Source organism: Hymenobacter setariae (assembly GCF_007713685.1).
GTDB classification, from domain to species: Bacteria; Bacteroidota; Bacteroidia; order Cytophagales; family Hymenobacteraceae; genus Hymenobacter; species Hymenobacter setariae.
On sequence record NZ_VMRJ01000002.1, the window covers coordinates 437237 to 459051 of the forward strand.

The 21815-nt window shown below is 56.9% G+C and carries 15 protein-coding genes, 1 tRNA gene and 1 riboswitch; of the genes, 9 read left to right on the top strand and 7 right to left on the bottom strand.

Going from position 1 to position 21815, the window contains the following annotated elements; genetic code table 11:
* The first annotated feature begins 41 nt into the window (after positions 1 to 41).
* Positions 42 to 154: riboswitch (SAM riboswitch) on the top strand.
* Between the two features lie 576 nt (positions 155 to 730).
* The 6 genes from FNT36_RS08290 (at position 731) to FNT36_RS08315 (ending at position 11359) form a co-directional block, all read left to right on the top strand.
* Positions 731 to 3763 (top strand): SusC/RagA family TonB-linked outer membrane protein, encoded by a 3033-nt coding sequence (locus FNT36_RS08290; RefSeq protein WP_233635783.1) that lies wholly within the window; start codon positions 731 to 733, stop codon positions 3761 to 3763.
* A gap of 13 nt (positions 3764 to 3776) precedes the next feature.
* Positions 3777 to 5255, top strand: a complete 1479-nt coding sequence (locus FNT36_RS08295) for a RagB/SusD family nutrient uptake outer membrane protein (protein ID WP_317129600.1) — start codon at positions 3777 to 3779, stop codon at positions 5253 to 5255.
* A 22-nt stretch (positions 5256 to 5277) separates the two neighbouring features.
* Entirely contained in the window at positions 5278 to 6765 is a 1488-nt protein-coding gene (locus FNT36_RS08300; protein ID WP_233635784.1) for a DoxX family protein, read from the top strand.
* A 124-nt stretch (positions 6766 to 6889) separates the two neighbouring features.
* Positions 6890 to 8569, top strand: coding sequence for a hypothetical protein (locus tag FNT36_RS08305; RefSeq protein ID WP_144846317.1), 1680 nt, complete (start codon positions 6890 to 6892; stop codon positions 8567 to 8569).
* 44 nt (positions 8570 to 8613) lie between these two features.
* On the top strand, positions 8614 to 10065 hold the full coding sequence (locus FNT36_RS08310; RefSeq protein WP_144846319.1) for a phytoene desaturase family protein: 1452 nt from the start codon (positions 8614 to 8616) through the stop codon (positions 10063 to 10065).
* A gap of 19 nt (positions 10066 to 10084) precedes the next feature.
* Positions 10085 to 11359, top strand: a complete 1275-nt coding sequence (locus FNT36_RS08315; protein ID WP_144846321.1) for a YeiH family protein — start codon at positions 10085 to 10087, stop codon at positions 11357 to 11359.
* A 147-nt stretch (positions 11360 to 11506) separates the two neighbouring features.
* On the opposite strand, the gene FNT36_RS08320 is transcribed toward FNT36_RS08315, so the two are convergent.
* Positions 11507 to 11581, bottom strand: a tRNA-Val gene (locus FNT36_RS08320).
* Positions 11582 to 11843: 262 nt separating this feature from the next.
* On the opposite strand from FNT36_RS08320, the gene FNT36_RS08325 reads away from it, so the two are divergent.
* A complete protein-coding gene (locus tag FNT36_RS08325; RefSeq protein ID WP_144846323.1) occupies positions 11844 to 12716 on the top strand; it encodes a TerB family tellurite resistance protein in 873 nt (290 codons plus the stop codon).
* A gap of 82 nt (positions 12717 to 12798) precedes the next feature.
* On the opposite strand, the gene FNT36_RS08330 is transcribed toward FNT36_RS08325, so the two are convergent.
* Entirely contained in the window at positions 12799 to 13662 is an 864-nt protein-coding gene (locus tag FNT36_RS08330) for a mechanosensitive ion channel family protein (protein WP_233635785.1), read from the bottom strand.
* A 609-nt stretch (positions 13663 to 14271) separates the two neighbouring features.
* Between FNT36_RS08330 and FNT36_RS08335 the strand changes: the two genes are divergently transcribed.
* Entirely contained in the window at positions 14272 to 14595 is a 324-nt protein-coding gene (locus FNT36_RS08335; protein WP_144846328.1) for an ArsR/SmtB family transcription factor, read from the top strand.
* 148 nt (positions 14596 to 14743) lie between these two features.
* Here FNT36_RS08335 and hemA read toward each other — a convergent pair whose 3' ends face one another.
* The gene (gene hemA, locus FNT36_RS08340; RefSeq protein WP_144846330.1) at positions 14744 to 16024 is read right to left on the bottom strand and encodes a glutamyl-tRNA reductase; all 1281 of its coding nucleotides are present in this window, start codon (positions 16022 to 16024) and stop codon (positions 14744 to 14746) included.
* A 202-nt stretch (positions 16025 to 16226) separates the two neighbouring features.
* Between hemA and FNT36_RS08345 the strand changes: the two genes are divergently transcribed.
* Positions 16227 to 17435: an ATP-binding protein gene (locus tag FNT36_RS08345; protein WP_144846332.1), complete on the top strand. Its 1209-nt coding sequence runs from the start codon at positions 16227 to 16229 to the stop codon at positions 17433 to 17435.
* A gap of 83 nt (positions 17436 to 17518) precedes the next feature.
* Here FNT36_RS08345 and rfbA read toward each other — a convergent pair whose 3' ends face one another.
* From rfbA to galE, 4 genes are all read right to left on the bottom strand, one after another.
* Complete coding sequence (rfbA, locus tag FNT36_RS08350) at positions 17519 to 18397, bottom strand: glucose-1-phosphate thymidylyltransferase RfbA (RefSeq protein WP_144846334.1); 879 nt, start codon at positions 18395 to 18397, stop codon at positions 17519 to 17521.
* A gap of 94 nt (positions 18398 to 18491) precedes the next feature.
* Entirely contained in the window at positions 18492 to 19499 is a 1008-nt protein-coding gene (locus FNT36_RS08355) for an SDR family oxidoreductase (protein ID WP_144846336.1), read from the bottom strand.
* A gap of 98 nt (positions 19500 to 19597) precedes the next feature.
* Positions 19598 to 20653, bottom strand: coding sequence for a dTDP-glucose 4,6-dehydratase (rfbB, locus tag FNT36_RS08360; RefSeq protein ID WP_144846338.1), 1056 nt, complete (start codon positions 20651 to 20653; stop codon positions 19598 to 19600).
* 89 nt (positions 20654 to 20742) lie between these two features.
* On the bottom strand, positions 20743 to 21762 hold the full coding sequence (gene galE, locus FNT36_RS08365) for a UDP-glucose 4-epimerase GalE (RefSeq protein ID WP_144846340.1): 1020 nt from the start codon (positions 21760 to 21762) through the stop codon (positions 20743 to 20745).
* Positions 21763 to 21815: the final 53 nt, after the last annotated feature.

Here is a 21815-nt window from a genome sequence, read left to right on the forward strand (position 1 = left end):
CTTTTACCTTTGGTCCATTCAATCCTTCCTCAGAAGGAACGTTTTTATACCGAGGCGCGGAGAGACAGACTCGATGAACCGCCGGCAACCTCTAGCCACCCGCTGGAACGGTGCCAACTGAAAGCCAACGCAAGGTGCCTGGCTATTATAAAAACAAACACCGTGTTCCACTTCCGCTGCCTCCTTACCTTCTCCGCCACCGGTACTGCTGCGCAGTGCTGTTGTTGCGGCGCATTGGCTGCAGCCACGGACACGAAGTAGCGCTGATATACTCCATTACGGGCGTTTCTGCTAGGTAGAGCTTGCTGCTCACCAGGTGTAGCTTCTGCTGCAATGTTGTGTCCGGTGGGTCCAATTCTTTTTCGTGGGTTTACAGCACGTGTGGCTAGGTGCTGCTCGCTACATTTTGTACGCAGCAGCCCGTAGGCAGATAGTTGAGTATGACCTGCGGCGCGCTTATGCGCTAGTCGAAGTAGCTGTGGCGTGCTTGCGAAATAGGATTGTTGCCGACCTAGGCTATAGCTCGCCTAGTGGCGTGTCTAGTAAGGATTTCTTGGTATAAGCTTTTTGCCCATCGTGCTGCCACGGTTTGCAAAAACATTTTAGCGACCACTGTAGCCCAACTACAGGCTACCTGCTGCCCCCGACGGCTTTGCGCATAGCCCCGTCGCCTCTCTTGCTGCCGCAGCCCAGCATCCCCCAGCTTTTGCTATCAGGTTAAGTAAATTTTATGAAATTTCCATTACCCATGCTCCTGCTCACGCTGGGGCTGCCGGCCGCAACGCAAGCGGCCCACGGGGCGAGTGTGCTGCCGCTGCTGGTGGCCGATGAGCCCTTTAGCGGCAAAGTGCTTGATGAAAATGGGGCCGGCCTGCCCGGCGTAACGGTGCGCCTAAAGGGCACCGCTGCCGGCACCGCTACCGACGAGCAGGGCAACTTCACCCTAGCCGGCGTGCCTGAAGACGCGACCCTGCTGATTTCTTATGTGGGCTATAAAACGCAGGAAGTCAGGGCCAGGCGCGCGAGTGGCCTGACGGTGCGGCTAGTACCCACGCAAGGCCAACTCAACGAAGTGGTGGTAGTAGGCTATGGCACCCAGCAGCGCAAAAACCTGATTGGCGCCATCGCCAAGGTAGACCCCAGCGACACCAAGGCGCTCCCCGTGGGCAGCTTCGACGCGCAACTGCAAGGCAAGGTGCCAGGCGTGCAGATATCGTCAAATTCTGGCGTGCCCGGCCAGGCGGTGAACGTGCGGGTGCGCGGCGCCACCACCATCAACGGGTCGAATACCCCGCTGTACGTGGTAGATGGCGTATTTATCAACAATAACAGCCTGCAAACCATTAGCACTGGGGGCAAGGCGACATCGCCTATTGCCGACCTGAATCCGTCTGACATTGAGAGCATTGAAGTGCTCAAAGATGCTGATGCGACGGCGCTGTACGGCGCCCGCGGGGCCAACGGCGTGATTCTGGTGACGACCAAGCGCGGTAACTTCAACCAGAAGCCGAAGGTGAATGTAGATGTGTCGCAGGGCTGGGCCAAAGCGGCCAAGCTGTGGGACTTAGCCACTGGCCCCGAGCACGCCACGCTGGTAAACGAGTACTGGCTGAATACCAACGGCAACTATGCCACCCGGCCCTTCCGGCCCGCGTCGGAAGGGGGGCGCGGGCTGCCCGAGGAGCAGCCGACTTTCGACCGCCTAGGGCAAGTGTTCCGCACAGCGCGCTTGCAGAACTACGATGTGTCGGTATCGGGTGGCAATGCGGCGAGCCGCTACTACCTAGGCGGCGGCTATACCAAGCAGGAATCCATCTTGCGGCCGATTGATTTTCAGCGAGCTAACTTTAAGCTAAACCTCGACCAGAAGCTGTCGGATAAGGTGCAGATTGGGGTAAGCAACACCTTCACGCGCACCTACCGCAACGAGGGGCGCGCCGGCGATGGCCCGGCCGGCGGCCTCTTGCAGGCTGCCTTGCACACCCCCACGCTGCTCTCGCCCTACGATGAAAGTGGGCGGCTGGTGAGCCGCGCCAGTTTCGACAATGTGCAGCTGCTCATTGATAACTACGATGTTAACTCGACCAGTTTGCGCTATATCGGCAACCTGTATGGCGATGTGCAGCTTTTGCCGAATCTGAAGTTTCGGACCAGCCTAGGGGTCGATTTTAACAACTACGACGAGAAAGAGTACTGGAATACGCTGCTCATTGCGGGGGCGGGTGTGGGTGGGCTGGCCACGTCGAGCAATGCGCAGTACACCTCCTTGCTCAATGAGAACACGCTGACCTACCGGCAGCAGTGGGGCAAGCATCGCGTGGGTGTAGTGGTGGGCCAGGGCTTGCAAAGTGACACCTACCACCGCACGTTTGCGCAGGGCACAGGCTTTCCCAACAACTCCTTCCGGGAAATTTCGGCGGCTTCCGTCACAAGCAGCACCGAGAACTGGACAGGCTACCGGCTGGCCTCGTTTTTTGGGCGCGTTGACTACAATTTTGACGACCGGTACTTGCTGAATGTCAGCTTTCGGGCCGATGGTTCCTCGCGCTTTGGGGCGGCCAATCAGTGGGGGTATTTCCCGAGCGTGGGGGCTGCCTGGCGGGTAAAGCAGGAGAAGTTCCTGCAGGAGGCGCGTTGGCTGAGCGACCTGAAGCTGCGCGCTAGCTATGGCCTGACGGGCAACCAGAACGGCATCGGTAACTTCGCGGCGCGTGGGCTGTGGAGCGGCGGCGCCAACTACCTAGGCGGCCCCGGCATCGCGCCGCAGCAACTGGGCAATGAGAACCTGAAGTGGGAGCAAACCAGCCAGGCTAACGTGGGCCTTGACCTAGGCTTTCTCGATAACCGCATTACGCTGGAATTCAACGCCTACTACAAATACACGAAGAACGGGCTGATTCAGCTGACCGAGCCGGCCACCACGGGCTTTAGCTCCTATTGGAGCAACGCGGTTGAAATCAGTAACAAAGGGCTGGAATTTGCCCTGAACACGGTGAACCTGCGCAGTGCGGGCGGGCTGAACTGGACAACTAATTTCAACATTGCCAGCAACGTCAATAACATTGAGCAGCTGGCCACGCCCATTCAGTTTGGCAGCCGCAACTTGATTTTGCAGCAGCAGGGCACCCCGCTCTACTCATTTTGGGTGTACAAGCAGCTTTACGTAGACCCGCAGACTGGCAACGCGGTGTACGACGACGTGAACAAGGACGGCAAAATCACGGCCGCTGACCGGCAGATTGTGGGAAGTATCTGGCCTAAATTCTTCGGCGGCTTTACCAATACACTTACCTATAAAGGCTTTGATGCCAGCGTGCTAGTCTCATTTCAATCTGGCAACAAGGTATACAACCACAATCGCTTCTTTGGCGAGGGTGGCGGCGCGCGCGACGACGCCCGGGTGATTTTCGCCAGCAACCTGGCCCGCTGGCAAAAGCCCGGCGATGTGACCGACGTACCCAAAGCCGACGGCATCAACGTGAACAACTACCTCGATGGCGGCAGCCGCTGGCTCGAAGACGGCTCGTTTATCCGGCTGCGTAACGTGAGCCTTGGCTATACGCTGCCCGAAAGCGTGACCCGGCACCTGCTCGGCGGCACAGTGCGCCTCTACGCGCAGGGCACCAACCTAGTGCTGCTCACCAAATACACTGGCCTCGACCCCGAATCGGCATCTAGCAGCGACGCCAACCAGCAGGGTATCGACCTAGGTACGCCGCCCCAGCCGCGCAGCTGGCAAGTGGGCGTGAACGCAACTTTTTAACGGTCAATTTTATATGTCAGCTACTACTTTTCGCCAGCGGGCAGCCATTCGGCGCCAGGCAGCGCAGCTGCGCCAGACCGTGCAGCTTTCGGTTTTCTCCATCGCGTACCTAAAAAGCATCGCGCCCTTTCTGGGCATGGCGCTGGTGCTGGCCCTGGGGGCATGCAGCAGCTATCTAGACGTGCAGCCCCGCGAGGCTATTGCCGACAACGCCACCATCGTGGACCAGCAATCTTCCTTGACGGCGCTCAATGGCGTGTACAGCGCCCTAGGTAGCAGCGGCTACTACGGCACTAGCTTCCAGTCGATTGGCTACCTAGGCGGGGGCGACATTCAGTGGACCGGCACGCAGTCGCAGGTGCAAGAGTTTGTGAGCCACAACGTGCGCTCTGACAACTCGACCGTCAGCACGGTGTGGTCGAGCATCTACGTGACCATCAACCGCGCCAATCACGTGCTAGCCAACGTGCCCACCGTGTCGGACCCGCTGCTGACCAACGCCCTGCGCAATCAGTACCTAGGCGAGGCGTATTTCCTTCGGGGACTGGCGTATTTCGATTTGGCCCGCACGTTTGGCGGGGTGCCGCTCATCTTGCAGCCCACCCGCACGGCTACTGACAACCAAGGTATTGCCCGCGCCAGCCAGGCCGATACCTACGCCCAGGCTCTGCGCGACCTCGACGCGGCCGAGCCGCTGCTGCCTAACCCCACTACCCTAGGTGCCAATGACCGCTACCGCGCTACCCGCAAGGCAGCGTGGGCGCTCAAGGCTCGGCTGCACCTGTACCAGGGCAACTGGGCACTGGCCGAAGACTACGCCACCCGCGTTATCAGCGACCAATCTAACTACCAGCTGGTCGCTCCATTCAACGCTTGGTTTGCTAACAACGCCCGAGGCACGCGCGAGTCGATTTTTGAGATTTTCTACAACGGTACTACCGAGGTCAACGGCCACCGTAGCAACTGGCAGCCCACCGCCAACGGCGGCACCCGGCAGTGGGCCCCCAATGCCGGCCTGGTAGCGCTGCTCACCACCGCGCCCAACAACACGCCGGGCGGCCGCAGCACCTTGCTTGCCAACCTAGGCACCACCTGGTACGGCAACCTCTACTACCGCAACCCCGGCTCGGACCCCAGCTACGTGCTGCGCCTAGCCGAGCAATACCTCATTCGGGCCGAGGCCCGCGCCCGCCAAAACAAGCTGACCGATGCTCTGGCCGACCTCAACGCCGTGCGCACCCGCGCTGGGCTGACCGCCAGCCCGGCCACTACCCAAGCCGCTATCCTGCAAGTTATTGAGGAAGAGCGCCGGCTCGAATTTGCCTTAGAGCCACACCGCTGGTTTGACCTGGTGCGCACCGGGCGGGCCGCCACGGTCTTTGCCGACCCGCTGAGCAGCGGGGCGCCACTGCCGGCCTTCCGGTTGCTGCTACCGCTGCCCATCAGTCAGTTGCAAGTCGATGCGGCCTTGGTTCAAAATGCTGGCTATTAATTGATTTAAGGAGCTTTCTGCCATGCCTCATCAAGTTGATAACCAGTCGGCGGCCGCAGCACGGGCGCAGCGCGACGAATCGGGATTTCCCTCGGCCTACTTCTTCGCGCCAATGAGCAATACGCCCAACCTAGGGACTGCGCCGGTAGCTTCCGCACCGCTTGCGGCGGCCCTAGGCCCCACGCCAGAACTCAACACGTGGTCGGGGGCCGAAAAGGTAGTGTTTCGCTTCGCCTTCCTATACTACTTCCTGCAAGTGGTGCCGCTGGATTGGAAGTTTTACCGCGACCTAGTGCAGCACTGGGCGGGGTTGTCGCTCGGCGACTTGTTTCGGCTGACGCACTACACGCCGCGCTTTTTCGCTGGCCCTGACACCTTCGCTAATTGGGGCGTAGTGGTGGCCATTGCAGCAGTAGGGGCCCTAGGGTGGAGTGCGCTAGACCGTAACCGCACCGAATACAACACCTTGTATTACTGGCTGCGGGTGCTGGTGCGCTACCGGCTGGCAGCTGCGCTGCTGGGCTATGGCTTCCTCAAGCTCTTTCCGATGCAGGCCCCAATGCCTTCGCTGAGCCATCTCAACACGCACTACGGCGACCTAAGCGATTGGAAAATCTTCGCCCTGAGCTTAGGTATCGTGCCCTCGTACCAATCATTCCTGGGGTTAGTCGAAATCCTAGGCGCTGTGCTGCTGCTGAGCCGCCGCACGGCCAGCACGGGGGCCTTCTTGCTGCTCACGTTTCTAGGCAACGTGTTTCTCTCGAACCTGGCTTACGAGGGCGGCGAGTATGTGTATAGCTTCTACCTCATTGTGCTCGGCTTGCTAGTGCTCTGGTACGATTTGGCTCGCCTCAATCGGCTGCTGACATTGGAGCTGCCCACCCGGCCCAACCGCTTTCGCCTGGTATTGCCGGCCGGCTGGCCACGCGAAACCAAGCGTGTAGCCAAAGCCGCCTTTATCCTACTGTTTGTGGGACTGTATGGGGTAAAGGCCTATGCGGCCTATCAACAAGGGACTTACCACTATCCCACGGCGCCAGGCCTAGCAGGAGCCGCCGGGCTCTATAACGTGCGCGAGTTTCGGCTGGCGGGGCAGGTGCACCCGTACTCGGCCACCGACCCCGACCGCTGGCAAGATGTCGTGTTTGAGAAATGGGCCACGCTCAGCGTGCGCTCAAACCAGCCAGTGGCCCTAGACCCTAGCAATGAAGAGATAATTCCTTCCCAGGACATCGAGCGCAACTTCGAGTTTGCGGGCGCGGCGGGCCGCCACTACTACGGCTACACCCTCGGCCCCGATGGCCAGACCCTGACGCTGCGCAACCGCAACCCCAGAGAAGGCAGCCAGCCGCTGACGCTGCACCTAGCCCGCCCCGATGCTACCACCATCACCCTAACTGGCCGCGATGAGCAGGGCCGCGCCCTCTACGTGGTGCTCGAAAAACGCAAGAAGAAATACCTGCTGGAAGAAGCCGGTAAAACTGGCCGGCGCGGCGGGTTGCGGCTGTAACTATTAGTCATGCAGCGCGCAGCGAAGCATCTCGCGCGGCGCAATATCATCCAACGCCAGCATGCAAGATGCTTCGCTGCGCTCTGCATGACAGCCATTTCTTAATCGTAATCTCTCTTTCCTCATGGCAACTACCACGCTTGAGACGCCCGTAGCTACCGCGCCGCCCGCCACTGCTGCTCGCCGGCCTTGGCAACCTTGGCAGCGCGTGCTGTTTCGCATTGCCTTTCCATTTTTCGTGCTGTTGTCGCTGCCTAGCGATGGGGGGTGGTACAAAAATCTCGTCACCATCGACTGGCTACACGGGCACTACCGCGATGTGTACGACATCGCGCGCTTCTCCCCGTCGTTCTTCCTGAGTGGGGGCGGGGAGGGAGGCACGCCTGTGCTGCTAGGCTACGGCAACTGGTTTATCGCCCTAGGTGTCTCCTTCGTCATCGGCTTGGTCTGGACCCTGCTCGACCGCCAGCGCGAGGAATACGAGGTGCTCTACTACTGGCTGCGTGTCGTGGTGCGGTTTCGGGCAGGCATCGGCATCATTGGGTTTGGCTTCACCAAGCTCTTCCCAACCCAAATGCCGTACCCATCCATTGGCCTGCTCAACAGCAACTTTGGCGACATGACGGCCCAGAAGATATTCTGGCTGCAAATTGGTATTGTACCTTGGTACCAAGTGTTTGCGGGCGTGGTCGAGACGCTGGCCGGCGTACTACTGTTCTTTCGGCGCACTACTTTCCTGGGGGCCGCGCTGCTGCTCGGAGCGCTGGGCGATATCGTATTTGTCAACTTCGCTTACGACGGTGGGGTGCACGTGTACAGCTCGTACTTCGTACTGCTGGCGGCCTTCCTGATGGTGCAGGATATTCCTAACCTTTACAACCTGCTAATTCGAGAGCGCTACACAGTGCCGCAGCATTACTATCCGCACTTTCGGGTGGCGTGGCAGCGCCTGGGTCGCCTAGGGCTGAAGGTGACGACTATAGCCATTTTTCTGGTGTATTTGACTTATCTCGAATACCTGAATTTCCGCTTCGACCCCTACAAGCAGCCCGCGCAAAAGGGCGTGGCCGCGCTACGCGGGCTCTATAACGTCACCGAGTTTCGCCGCAACGGCCAGGTCATTCCCTACTCGCCGCTCGATAGCATACGCTGGCAGCAGGCCACGTTTGAAAAGTGGAGCAGCTTTACCTATAAGGTCAACCGGCCGCTCAAGCTGGATTTGTCAAACGGCGGCGGCTCGCCCATGCGCGACATTAATCGCACCTTCGAAACAACGGGCTTGGCCGGGGGGCAGCGCGTATTCTACTACGACGCCGACACCACCGGCCACACGCTGTATTTGCAAAGCAAAATCCGTACTGGCACCGACCGCAAAGACCGGGGTAACCGCCCAGCCGCCCCGGCCGGCGCCCCGCAGGGTAGCAGCATCGCGGCCAGCCACTCCAATGGCTACGGCGGCGATGCTGGCGGCAGCTACCTAGGTGGCCAGGTAGCCGCGCAGCAGGCCAAGTACCAGGCCTCGCTGGCCAAGTGGATTCCGGCCACGGCCCTAGCCCGCATCGGCGACGAGACCAAGAAAATAAATCCGCTGGCGTACAGCACTCGCCGCGACCGCGGCATTAAAGCTGAGCAGCGCCCCGAGCAGCGCGACCACCTGATATTAGCGTACCGTACCACCGATGGCGGCCGCCGCGTCGTACTGCGTGGGACTGACGAACATAGGGACTCGTTGTACGTGGTGCTCGACCGGGTAGACCGTCGCTACACCTTGTCCGAGTCCACGCTTTCGGCTGGCCAATACTAAGCCCCCTGTTTTTCTGGCTGGCAATTAGTGCCAGCCCCTTCCGCATGAGTGATTCCACGTATGATGCCGTCGTAGTTGGCTCGGGCCCTAATGGGCTGGCGGCCGCCATCACCTTGCAGCAGGCTGGCTTATCGGTGCTGCTGCTCGAAGGCAAAAAAGAGCTTGGCGGCGGCCTACGCACGGCCGAGCTCACGCTGCCCGGCTTTCGCCACGACATCTGCTCGGCCATTCACCCACTGGCGGCAGCCTCGCCGTTTTTTCAAACCCTGCCGCTGGCGCAGTATGGGCTAGAATACCTCACGCCGCCCGTGGCCGCCGCCCACCCGTTCGACGATGGCACGGCGGCCACTGTGGTAAACTCTTTAACTGACACCGCCCAGGGCCTAGGGCCCGATGCCAAAGCTTACCAACGTCTGCTCGCACCGCTAGTGGCTAGTTGGCCCGGCCTGGCTAATGATGTGCTGGCCCCGCTACACTTCCCCAAGCACCCGCTCGACATGGCGCAGTTTGGCTTGTCGGCGCTGCTGCCGGCCACGGTGCTCACGCGGCGCTTTCAGGGCGAAAAAGCCAAGGGCCTATTTGCTGGCATGGCGGCCCACGCCATTCAGCCGCTGAGCAACCTGACTACTTCGGCCATCGGGCTGGTGCTGCTCATTGCGGCGCACCGCGGCGGCTGGCCCCTACCTAGGGGCGGCTCGCAGGCCATCGCCGATGCGCTGGTGGCGCACTTCCGGGCGCTGGGCGGGCACGTCGAAACGGGCACCTATGTGCGCTCGCTCGCCCAACTGCCTCCTGCCAAAGCTGTGCTTTTCGACGTGACGCCTGCGCAGCTTTTGCAGATTGCGGGGCATAGCTTGTCGAGTACTTACCAGTGGCAGCTGCGGCGCTACCGCTACGGCATGGGCGTGTTTAAAGTCGATTGGGCACTGGCCGAGCCTATTCCCTTCACGGCACCTGAGTGCGCCCAGGCCGGCACCGTACACCTAGGCGGCACTCTAGCCGAAATCGCCGCCGGCGAGCAAGCCGCTGCCCGAGGCCAGCACCCCGAGCGTCCCTTCGTGCTACTGGCCCAGCAAAGCCTGTTCGATGCTACCCGCGCCCCGGCCGGCCAACACACCGCCTGGGCCTACTGCCACGTGCCCAACGGCTCGCGGGTGGATAGCACCGCGGCCATCGAGCGTCAGGTCGAGCGCTTCGCGCCGGGCTTTCGCGAGCGCATTCTCGCCCGTCACACCTTCGACACGGCCCAGATGGAAAGCTACAATCCCAATTACGTGGGGGGCGACATCAATGGCGGGTTGTTAGATATCAGACAGTTATATACGCGGCCGGCCCTGCGGGCCTCGCCCTACCGCACCTCGCAGGCGGGGTTGTATCTGTGCTCGTCGGCCACACCGCCCGGCGGCGGGGTGCATGGTATGTGCGGCTATCACGCCGCTAAGCGCGCCCTGCGCGACGTGTTCCACCTGCCCGCCTCGCCTTTGTACCAAGCCTAAATTTTCCTCATTTCTCCTTATGTCAACTGTTTCTCCCATTCTGGTCAAGCGCGCATTTACCCTCCACGAAGATTGGGTAGTTGTGGTGCTAGGGGCGCTGCTCATCGCCTTATCGCTGCTCGGTGTGCCGTTCGTGGCCCCAGTATTCAACTGGCTCAATACGGCCGAGCTAACTGGTAAAGTTCTTAGCGTCAGCAACCTGCGGCTTATTCTGACCCAGTTTGTGTACCTAGCGGCGGTGGCAGGCATCGGGGCCTGGCTCACGGGCAAGTCGGTGCGCAATTTTGCCCTAGGCTTTCCGCTCGTGTATGGGCTCACGCTAGTAGCGCTGGTGGTGGCAGGCAGTGCGCAGGCGCGGGGCTTCGGGCTAGAGGCGGTGATTTTTAGTCTACTCATTGGTTTGCTGGTTAGCAATGTGTTTGGGCTGCCCGACTGGCTGCGGGCCACACTCACCACCGAGCTATTCGTAAAAATTGGGTTGGTGCTGCTGGGCACCAGCGTCATTTTCACCGATATCCTCAAGGCGGGTTCCCTAGGTCTAGTGCAGGCGTTAGTAGTGGTGCTATCGGTGTGGTACTTCGCCTTCTGGCTTTGCCGCAAGCTGAAGGTCGACGATGAGCTGACGATGATGATAGCCAGCGGCGTATCCATCTGCGGCGTGTCGGCGGCCATTGCCACGTCGGGCGCCATCAAAGGCGACGCTAAGAAGCTGTCCTACGTCATTTCGCTGGTGCTCATCACGGCCATCCCCATGATGATTGTGATGCCCTACGCTGCTCGCTGGCTGGGCCTCTCGCAAGAAGTAACTGGCGCTTGGCTCGGCGGCAGCATCGACACTACCGGCGCAGTAGTAGCCTCGGGCACGCTGGTAGGCGAAACTGCTTTGAAAATCAGCACCATCGTTAAATTTTCACAAAACGTGCTCCTAGGTGTGGCCGCTTTCGCCATTTCGCTCTACTGGACCTACACTAATCACCCCGCTGCCCAAGACGCCGAGCAAAAGCCCACGCTGGCCATCATCTGGGAGCGGTTTCCCAAGTTCGTACTCGGTTTTGTGGCAGCCTCACTGCTGTTTTCGTTTGTGCTCGCGCCCGCGACTACAGAAGCCGTGAAAGGTGGTCTGAAAAGCGCCCAAGGGCTGTGGTTTGCGCTGGCCTTTACCAGCATCGGGCTCGAAACCAATTTCAGTGACTTGTTTAAGCAAGAGAATAAGCGACCACTCTACGCCTTCCTGGCAGCCCAGACCTTTAACATATTCGTCACCCTAGGCATTGCCTCGTTGCTATTCCGCTAAGCTTACTGGTCGGCCATTCGCCTACGGGTGAATGGCCGACCACCTCAGCTCGTAGCGAAGGTCTCGTCTCACCGCATTCGGCGACTTAGCAAGGGGTTAAAAGCAAAACACCCACTCGGATTAAAATCTGAGTGGGTGTTTTTGGTGTGGGAGATACTGGGTTCGAACCAGTGACCCTCTGCTTGTAAGGCAGATGCTCTGAACCAGCTGAGCTAATCTCCCTTTTCCCCGAGTGGCTGTGGCCGTTTGGGAGTACAAAGATGGGAGGATTTTTTGGAATGGCAAAACTCGCCGCTAAAAAAATGCCTAAAAGGGGGGCTGGCAGAGGCCTAAAAGGGATAAGCTTTTCAGGCTCAAGGACAAAAATTTTCAGCTAGAAATAAGCTTTAGCGACTCTTTGTAACGCAAACTAGGCGCCGCCGTTAGGGAAGTGCCGAATGCCTCAGTGCTAAGGCTGTTTTTTCACACACTTTTCTTCTTTCTCATGGAAACCCAACTGCTCCAGAATTATTCAGAGGCCGAAAAAACGGCTTATCTCAGTGCCATTGCGGCCCTTGCCACTGCCGACCGCCAAGCCTCGGCTCCCGAAGCGGAGTTTTTGCAGCGCCTCACGCAGCAAGCTGGCTTGTCGCAAGGCGCGGCTCAGCAAGTGCTGCAGGCTGCTCAAAGCTCAAGTAACGAAACTATCCAGCAGAACCTCGACGCCCTCAAAGGCAGCGACCTTCGCTTTTCGCTCATCACCGACCTCATCAGTTTTGCCCGCGCCGATGGTGCCTACTCCAACGAGGAAGAGGCCATGGTAAGCAAAATGGCCAGCTACCTAGGTGTGAATGCCGAGCAGAAGGCCACGCTCGAAAATGTAGTTGACCAAGCCGCCAACGTGCCGCACAGCGCTGAGGACCCCAACAAGCAAGGCTTCTTGAGCGGCCTAGGCGACAAGCTCAGCAACGTAGGCATTCCGAAGGGTGCGCTAATGGCTGGCCTGCTAGGCGTGGTAGCGCCGATGGTTATTTCGAAAGTGATGGGCGGCGGCCAAAGCCAGGGCCAGCCCAGCGGCAACATGGGCGGTATGCTAGGTGGCCTGTTGGGCGGTGGGCAAGGTGGCGGCAGCTCTATGGGCGGCTTGCTCGGTGGCCTACTAGGCGGCGGCTTGCTTAGCGGGGTGCTTGGCGGCGGCAGCAATGCTGCTTCGGCTTATCCGCAGCAGGGCTCTATGGGCAGCGGCGGCTTGGGCTCTATTATGTCGGTGCTAGGTGGCCTAGGTGGCCAGCCCAACTCGCAGCCGCGCAGCGCAGGCGGCGGGGGCATCTTGGGCAGTGGCATGGGCAGCCTGCTCGGCGGCCTGTTCGGTCGATAGTTCCTCAACGCTCTATACCTAAAAAGCGCGGCTGCTTTCCAAGGGGAAGGCAGCCGCGCTTTTTAGGTATAGAGCGTTGAGCCTAGCTACTCTTTACACTGGTAGTAGTGCTGGTAGTGGCAAAAATGCCACCTTCTTTCTCCACTACTTCCACAATGCGATAGTTGAGGTCTTCCTTGGTATCGAGGTACTCGTCGTAGTTGGTAGTTTCTACGAAGTACTGCACCGTAACTTCCTTGCCACTGGGGGTAAGGGCATTAAACTTCATTTGCACATCGGGCAAAATCAGGGGGTGCTGCTGGATAGCCGCTACGGCTCCTTCGATGATAGCGTGCAGCTGCGTGCTGGTCGTTTTTTGGTCGAAGACAAGCGTAAAGCCGACCCGGCGCGAGGTGCGCAGGCTAAGATTGTCTAGGGGCTTGTCAATCATGCTCTTGTTAGGCACGGTCAGGAAGCTTTTTTCGGCTGTGCGCAAGCGAGTGCTACGAAAGCCAATTTTCTCGACCGTACCGCTCACATCGCCGGCCGATACTAGGTCGCCCACCCCAAACGGCTGGTCGAGGAAGATGGTAAATGAGGCTAGCAGGTTTTCGATACTTTCCTTAGCTGCAAATGCCACGGCCAGCCCCCCAATACCCAGCGTACCCACAAAACCTACTACATTGACCCCAAACACGCGGCCCAGTATCACCATGAGCCCGATAAGCAGCACAAAAACCTTAAGCAAGTCCTTTGCAAACGGCAGAAATTGATTGTCGAGCCGTTGCGAGCTCGGCGTAGCCGTAAGTTCGGCACGCCGCTGCAACATCAGCAGGGCAAAATCGACCACACGTAGCACTACCCACACAATGGTCACAATAACTCCTAGGTGAAATAAGTTAAGGAGAGCAACCTTAGGCCAAGGCTCTACCCCCTTCACGGCCGTAGGCGGCAGGGGATAGCGCAAAACACTGAAAGATAGATAAATAGTGCAGAGGAAGAGTAGGGTGCTAAGTGGTTGGATAAATAAGTCGTGTAGCTCTTGTTCGGTGATGCCGGCGGTATAGCGCTTGGTAAGCCGAAATAAAATGCGGCTTAGCAGCCGCGTTAGCAATCGATTTAGGCCAGCTCCTAAACCAAATATTAAGAGGGCAAAAACATAATCTAATAACTCATTACCCAGCACCTCACGGTGCAAGAAAGGTGGTATTTCCATCTACTGCGTGGTTCAAGTGAAAAGAAGCAATACCGCCGATACGCGCTTGGCACCTTGCCAGTTGGCTCTGGCCGAGCCAGCTCCTGGTAGCCGGCCTAGGGCCTGTTAACCTAGCGCTACTCATCAAGCTTGCACTGCATAAATGCTTGCCGGCGATGAAGAGAACACGGTATTATTGCCAGAAAAAATTGCTAAATATTTTATTTGAAAACCTATCTGTATTAAAATTGTTAAGTCTACTTTACTGGAATATAGCTGATTGATTAACAATGTATAAATTAAAGCATTAAGTATTTAAGAACTAATTTTCTTACCCAAGCGTAGTACAGATACGCAATTTCCCCATCTCTATATTCTTCAATGAAACCACTGCATTCGCGTGTCGAAACGCAACAACTGGACCGCGCTGCCGCTATGCTGAAAGTTCTGTCTCACCCCAAGCGTCTGGCAATTGTCGACCTCCTGGGTAAGCTCAAGGGCAGCAAAGACCAGCAGATGTCCGTTACCGAAATCTATCAGGCGTTGGACTTACCTCAAGCCATTGCCTCGCAGCACCTCATTACCCTCAAAGACCGTGGTGTGCTGAAATCGAACAAAATAGGTACCAAAATTTACTACGCACTAGCGGTACCTCAGTTAATGAAAGTGATTGATACCCTGGAGGATTACTCCGCGCGCATCTAGCGCAATCTATCCAGTGAGCAGTTTGCTCACTACTCGCTATGAAAACGCTTCTGGCTAGATAGCTGCAATAGCTACCCCAGAAACCTGAAAAAAAGGGCCGCTTGTGCAAGCGGCCCTTTTCAATTTTAGGGTAGTAGCGGCGCAGCTTCTAAGCTGGTACTGACTGGCCTTCTAAGTCGAAAATGCTAGTGAGCAACGGCAGCAGTTGTTCAACTTCGTCGCGTCGGCAAGCGGCTTTCAATTGAAGCACGTGCTGCTTCAGCACTTTCTGCATAAAGGCGCGCGTGGCTTCGTCGAGCAGCTTTACTTCGGCAGGCGTAGCTTTTTTCTGGAAGCGGTCTAGCTCTTGCTGGCGCAGTTGCTCTAAGCCAGCTTTCATGCGCTGGATGAGAGGCGACACCAACATCTCGCGGCTCCAATCGGCAAAGTCAACTAGGCTGCTATCTATGAGGCTGCGCACTTGCGGCACAGCGGCTAGGCGCTGCTCTAGCGCAGCCGAGGCTTTGCTTTCGATGGCATCGACATTGTATACGAGTACACCCGGCACCTGCTCTACATCGGCAGCTACCGAGCGCGGTACCGAGAGGTCGATGAAAAACTTATAGCTCAGGACATCAAGATGCGCCACCAACTCGCGGGTAAAGAAGGGCTCGGCACGGTTGATGGAAGAAATGATAACGTCGGCTTCGCGCAGGGCAGAAGTCAACTCTTCGAAGTCAACAACTTGCAGGCGGCCGGGCGCAAACTCGGCGGCAAGCTCTTCGGCGCGGGCGCGGGTGCGGTTGCACAGCGTTACGCTGGCAAACGACTTGCTGTCGGCCAAGTGACGACATACGTCCGAGCCAATCTCGCCCAAGCCTACTACCAGCACCCTAGGGCTAGCTACGTCGGCCGTGAGCTCTTCTACTAGCTCTAGCGCAGCGTAGCTCATGCTAGCGGCTCCGTCGCGGAAGCTGGTTTCTTGCTGTACACGCTTGTTGGTGAAGAAGATAGTGTGCAGCAGGCGGTGTAAGAAGGGGCCAGCTACATCAGCGTCGGCGGCCCATTGGTAGGCCAGCTTCACCTGGTTGATAATCTGCAAGTCACCTACCACCTGCGCATCGAGCCCGATAGCTACCTCGAATAGGTGACGCGTGGCCGTTTCGGCTTCGTTATAGCGGTCGAAATAAGGCGCAAAATTGCCAATATCGGCCCGGTGCTTGAGCTGGCCGAGGGCTTGAATGATAGCGGCCGATTGGTCGTCGTCGTGGGCATAATAGACCTCGGTGCGATTGCAAGTGCTTAGTACTAGCAAGTCGCTGAGGTGCAGGTCGGTGTGTAGCTGCTGTAGGAAGCGGCGACACGCGGGCTCGTCCAGGGCTAACAGCTCGCGGATAGCGAGCGGCGCTTTCTTAAAAGATAGACTAACCGCTTTAAAAGAATGAGACATAGCACGGGACGGCCCAAGGCCGGCCTGCAAAATTACAGTATAAATAATAGCTTTAGAAACAGCGATACGAACTACCTGGTTCGAGCGGATTGATATAAAAGCTGCGATAGCAGCTTAATTATTGTAACTTGGAATAGTTCTAAATAGTAGATTAGGCGCTTAGCTATCGAAACTTTGCCCTGCCCCCGACCTTTGTGGCTGTATGCTGATTCCTCTTTACGACCAGAAATCTCGAATTAAGCTACTGGTGCTCGTGCTGGCGCTGCTCATTGGGGTAGCTACTATGCTGTACACAAACGCGTTAGTGCGCAGGCTGTCTGAGCAGGAGCAGCGCCAGATAGACCTTTATGCCAAAACGCTGCGCTATATGATTAGCACAGAGGAAACATATAGCCTGCCTTTTCTGCAAGACCAAATAATTGATGCCAACACAACCATTCCCGTAATTCTGACCGACGGAGAAAATATTATTGATACGCGCAACTTAGGGTTAGGGAAAAACATCACGATGCCCGATTCGCTGCGGCAGGTAAAGCAGATATTGCAGAAAATGCAGCAACGGCATCCGCCAATTCCGATAGAGCTGCCAGGCAACACCCACAATTATATCTTCTACCAAGACTCGGCCTCGCTGAGCCAGCTGCGCACCTACCCTAGGGTGCAGTTGGCGGTTATTGCCTCGCTGGCTATGCTGGCTTACCTCAGCTTTAGCTACTCGCGCCGGGCCGAGCAAAACCGCGTGTGGGTAGGCTTAGCTAAGGAAACTGCGCACCAACTCGGCACGCCGCTGAGCAGCCTGGTGGGTTGGCAGAGTTATTTGCGCGAGTCGGAGCGCTTCCGAGACGAGCCCATCGTGGAGGAGCTGGGTAAGGATATTAAGCGGCTGGAAATCATTACGGAGCGCTTTAGCAATATCGGCTCGGTGCCGGTGCTCAAGGCCGAAAACCTGTACTTAACCACGCGCAATGCTATTGCCTACCTAGAAGCCCGGGTGTCGCGCAAAGTCAAGTTCAGCATCGAAACTGACTTGCCGCTCGATACACCCGCTTGCCTCAACGTACCGCTATTCGACTGGGTCGTCGAAAATATCTGTAAGAATGCGGTAGATGCCATGGATGGCCGGGGTAGTATCACGCTGCGCCTGCGCCGCGTGCGCCCCCGACGCCGCTGGTGGACGCGGCGGCCATCGCCCCCGCAAGTAGCTATCGACATTACCGATACCGGCAAGGGCATTCCTAAGAATAAGCTAGAAAGCGTATTTCTGCCCGGCTACACCACCAAAAAGCGTGGCTGGGGCCTAGGGCTGGCACTGGCTCGCCGCATCATTGAGAACTATCATCAAGGCCGTCTTTTCGTGAAGTGGAGCGAAGTGGGCAAGGGAACAACCTTTAGGCTGGTGCTAAACCAATAGTGCACTTTATACAAAAGGCCACCCAATTGGGTGGCCTTTTGTAGCTGCAAAATCCAGTGAATCTACAGCCTAGGTAGTGCTAGTTATTCTCCAATAACCAACTGCTCGGGCAAGTGCAATAGGTAGTCGCCATAGCCGCTCTTGCGCAGCGGCTCGGCGATTTTGCGCAGTTGGTCGGCGTCGATAAAGCCTTGGCGATAAGCAGCTTCTTCAATAGAACCGACTTTCAGTCCCTGGCGCTGCTCGAGCACGCGCACAAACTCGCCGGCCTGCATCAGGCTCTCGAAGGTACCAGTGTCAAGCCACGCCGTGCCCCGGCCTAGGATGCCCACTTTAAGCTTGCCCCGGCGCAGGTACTCGCGGTTTACGTCTGTGATTTCGTACTCGCCACGGGGGCTAGGCTCCAGGTTTTTCGCAATCTCTACCACATCGTTGTCGTAGAAATACAAGCCTGGCACAGCATAGTTGCTCTTGGGGTGCGTGGGCTTTTCCTCAATACTGAGCGCCACTTTATTATCATCAAACTCGACTACGCCGTAGCGCTCGGGGTCGTGCACGTGGTAGGCATAGACCACTCCACCTTCGGGGTCATTATTAGCCTTTAGGAGGGCTTCTAGGCCTTCGCCATGAAAGATATTATCGCCCAGCACCAGGGCTACCTTATCCTGACCAATAAAATCGGCCCCGAGCACAAACGCTTGAGCAAGTCCATTGGGCAACTCCTGCACTACGTACTGAAAGTTGCAGCCTAGGTTCTGGCCGTCGCCTAAGAGTTTTTTAAACTGCGTCTGGTCGTGGGGTGTGGTGATAATAAGAATATCCCGAATGCCGGCCATCATGAGTAGCGATAGCGGGTAGTACACCATCGGCTTGTCATACACAGGCATGAGCTGTTTCGACACGGCCAGCGTGAGGGGGTGCAAGCGAGTGCCGGAGCCGCCGGCTAGAATGATACCTTTCATACAATTATGATAGCAGATTAACCTCTGAGTACTTGTGGTTGTAGTAAGAAGTAATAGCTTGAGATTTAGTGCTAAAAGTCAAACTATTACTGCATTAATTACGCTCCTTAATGAATTCTTGATTGGCGCCAAACCAGCTCAGCGTTTGCTTCAGGCCTTCGCGGATGCGTACCTGTGGGGCATATCCTAGGCGAGTTTCAGCTTTGCTAATGTCAGCCAGCGAGTCGCGAATATCCCCGGCGCGGTTAGGACCAAACTTAGGCTCTAGGGTCGAGCCGGCTTCTTCGCGCAGGATGTCGTACATCTGCACCAGGGAGGTGCGGTCGCCCACGGCAATATTATACACCTGGTTTACCGCTTCGGGGTTGTCGGTGAGAGCCGCTCGAATATTGGCCTGCACGCAATTCTCGACGAACGTAAAGTCGCGAGTTTGACCTCCATCACCGTTGAGCGTCGGCGGATTTTCCTGCAAGATGGCGTCGATGAAGAGCGGAATTACTGCCGCGTAGGCCCCACCGGGGTCTTGGCGCGGGCCGAAAATGTTGAAGTAGCGCAGGCCAATAATCTCCATACCGTAGGTACGGGCAAATACGTCGGCGTAGAGTTCATTAGCGTACTTAGTCACCGCATAGGGTGAGAGCGGCTTGCCAATACGGTCTTCTACTTTGGGCAAGCCGGGGTGGTCGCCATAGGTAGAAGAAGAGGCTGCGTACACAAAACGCTTGATGCCAGCTTCTTTAGCGGCGTACAGCATTTTCACAAAGCCACCCACATTTACTTCGTCTGTCGTGACCGGGTCGTTGATAGAGCGTGGCACCGACCCTAGGGCTGCTTGGTGCAGTACCACGTCGATGCCTTCACAAGCGCGGGCGCAAGCGTCGCGGTCGCGAATGTCACCCTCCTGTACTTCTAGGGCTGGGTTGCCTTTAAATAGACGCAGGTTCTTGCGGAAGCCGTTGGAAAAGTTGTCGAGTACCCGCACCTTCTTGGCGCCGAACTTGAGCAGGTATTCAACGAGGTTAGAGCCAATAAAGCCTGCTCCGCCCGTTACAAGAAACGACGTGTCGTCGAGCGGCTGATTATGGAAGGGAAAATCGTACACGAAAAAATCAATTTAACAATGAGCAATGAGCAATTAATAATGGTCGAGAGACTCTCTTCAACTAGTCTTGTTCATTATTAATTACTCATTGTTAACCACTAACGGTCAGCGTATTGCTTTTGGTTGTAGTCTTGGTAAGCGCCACTGGTCACGTGGTCGAGCCATTCCTGATTGGCTAGGTACCAATCCACGGTCTGGCTTAGACCTTGTTCGAAAGTGACACTGGGTTTCCAGCCGAGCTCGTTCATGATTTTTGAGGAGTCGATGGCATAGCGCATGTCGTGACCAGCGCGGTCAGTCACAAATTTGATAAGCTTGCGCGATGTACCTACTTCCTGACCCGTTTTCTCGTCCACCACATCGCACAGCAGCTGAATTAATTTCAGGTTCTGCCACTCGTTCACACCCCCAATATTGTAAGTATCACCGAGTTTGCCGCGGTGAAAAACTGCGTCGATGGCCGTGGCGTGGTCTTTTACAAATAGCCAGTCGCGCACGTTTTCGCCCTTGCCGTACACAGGTACCGGCTGGCCGGTGCGTAGGCGGTGGATGGCCAGCGGAATGAGTTTCTCGGGAAAATGGTTTGGCCCGTAATTATTTGAGCAGTTGCTCAGCTTAATAGGCAAGCCGTAGGTGTGGTGCCAAGCCCGCACAAAGTGGTCACTAGATGCCTTAGAGGCCGAATAGGGCGAGCGCGGGTCGTAGCTGGTTTCCTCGGTAAACATCTCGGGGCCAAAGTCTAGCGAGCCATACACCTCATCGGTGCTAACATGATAGAACGTGTGCCCGTCATAGCCGCCGGGCTGCCACAGGTTTTTGGCCGCGCTCAGCAAATACACAGTACCTAGAACGTTAGTGCGCACGAAGGCCAGTGGGTCGGTGATGCTGCGGTCGACATGGCTCTCAGCTGCGAGGTGAATCACTGCATCGGGCTCCTCTTTGGCAAATAGCTCATTGACAAAAGCCTGGTCAGCAATGTCGCCCTTAATAAAACGGTAGTTGGGCGCCTGCTCAATATCACGCAGATTCTCTAGGTTGCCCGCGTAGGTAAGGGCATCGAGGTTAAGAATCTGATATTCGGGGTATTTTGTGACAAACAGTCGCACCACGTGCGAGCCAATGAAGCCGGCCCCGCCGGTAATGAGAATTTTCATTTTGTGGAGCTGCTAGCTGATAAAGAGCTAGCTATTAGCCAGTAGAAAATAAGTAATAACAAAAAATAAGCTAGTAGCTGCTAGCTATCTTACTTAAGCGTCTGCTGCCATTTCCAGGCGCTAGCTAGGGCATCGAAGAGCGACGTCTCAGTTTTAAAACCTAGGACCTCAGCCGCCTTGGTAGCATCGGCGTAAATGGCGGGCACATCGCCAGTGCGGCGCGGGCCGATAGCATAGTTGAGCTTCTGGCCGCTGGCTTTTTCGAAAGTCTGTACCACTTCTAGCACCGTATTGCCATGGCCGGTGCCTACGTTGAAGGTCTCAACCGCCTCGCTGGCTTTGTGGTCGAGCAGGCGCTGCACTGCTACAATGTGGGCCTTGGCCAAATCCACGACGTAGATGTAATCGCGGATATTGGTGCCATCGGGCGTGTCATAATCGTTGCCGAAAATAGTCAGCTTCTCACGCAAGCCAGCCGCCGTTTGCGTAATAAACGGTACCAGATTGTTAGGCACCCCTAGGGGCAACTCGCCAATTTTGGCTGAAGGATGTGCGCCGATGGGATTAAAGTAGCGTAGGAGAATGGTGCGTAGCTTGTTGCCGGGGGCCGCCGATACATCGTGCACAATGTCTTCGCACATCTGCTTGGTGCGGCCGTAGGGCGAGGAAGCCGGCTTGGTCGGCGTGGCTTCGGTTACAGGCAGCTGGTCGGGTATACCATACACCGTGCACGATGACGAGAATACTAGACTCTCGACGCCGACCTCATTCATCACTTCTATCAATGTCAGCAGCGAGCCGACGTTGTTTTGGAAGTAAGCCAGCGGCTTTTGCACCGATTCGCCCACCGCCTTGAAGGCGGCGAAGTGAATGACACCCTCTATGTTGCCTTCCTTGCGAAATACTTCGCGCAAGGCGTCAGCATTACCGCAGTCGATGTGGTGGCACGGTACATCGCGGCCCAGAATGTCGCGCAGCCCGGCCAGCACCGACTCTTTCGAGTTGCTGAAGTCGTCGACAATAATGGGCTCATAGCCAGCCTGCGCTAGCTCTACCACAGCGTGCGAGCCAATGTAGCCGGCCCCGCCGGTAACTAGAATCTTTGTCATAGTTGGTGCTTAGTTGTTAGTGCCTAGTACTTCGTCTTAGCTATCGGTGCCTA

Coding starts and splice junctions, on each gene's coding strand:
- rfbB (WP_144846338.1), bottom strand. CDS start 20,653: ATGAAAATTCTCATTACCGGCGGGGCCGGCTTCATTGGCTCGCACGTG.
- FNT36_RS08290 (WP_233635783.1), top strand. CDS start 731: ATGAAATTTCCATTACCCATGCTCCTGCTCACGCTGGGGCTGCCGGCC.
- FNT36_RS08295 (WP_317129600.1), top strand. CDS start 3,777: ATGTCAGCTACTACTTTTCGCCAGCGGGCAGCCATTCGGCGCCAGGCA.
- FNT36_RS08300 (WP_233635784.1), top strand. CDS start 5,278: ATGCCTCATCAAGTTGATAACCAGTCGGCGGCCGCAGCACGGGCGCAG.
- rfbA (WP_144846334.1), bottom strand. CDS start 18,397: ATGAAAGGTATCATTCTAGCCGGCGGCTCCGGCACTCGCTTGCACCCC.
- FNT36_RS08315 (WP_144846321.1), top strand. CDS start 10,085: ATGTCAACTGTTTCTCCCATTCTGGTCAAGCGCGCATTTACCCTCCAC.
- FNT36_RS08325 (WP_144846323.1), top strand. CDS start 11,844: ATGGAAACCCAACTGCTCCAGAATTATTCAGAGGCCGAAAAAACGGCT.
- FNT36_RS08335 (WP_144846328.1), top strand. CDS start 14,272: ATGAAACCACTGCATTCGCGTGTCGAAACGCAACAACTGGACCGCGCT.
- hemA (WP_144846330.1), bottom strand. CDS start 16,024: ATGTCTCATTCTTTTAAAGCGGTTAGTCTATCTTTTAAGAAAGCGCCG.
- galE (WP_144846340.1), bottom strand. CDS start 21,762: ATGACAAAGATTCTAGTTACCGGCGGGGCCGGCTACATTGGCTCGCAC.
- FNT36_RS08310 (WP_144846319.1), top strand. CDS start 8,614: ATGAGTGATTCCACGTATGATGCCGTCGTAGTTGGCTCGGGCCCTAAT.
- FNT36_RS08305 (WP_144846317.1), top strand. CDS start 6,890: ATGGCAACTACCACGCTTGAGACGCCCGTAGCTACCGCGCCGCCCGCC.
- FNT36_RS08345 (WP_144846332.1), top strand. CDS start 16,227: ATGCTGATTCCTCTTTACGACCAGAAATCTCGAATTAAGCTACTGGTG.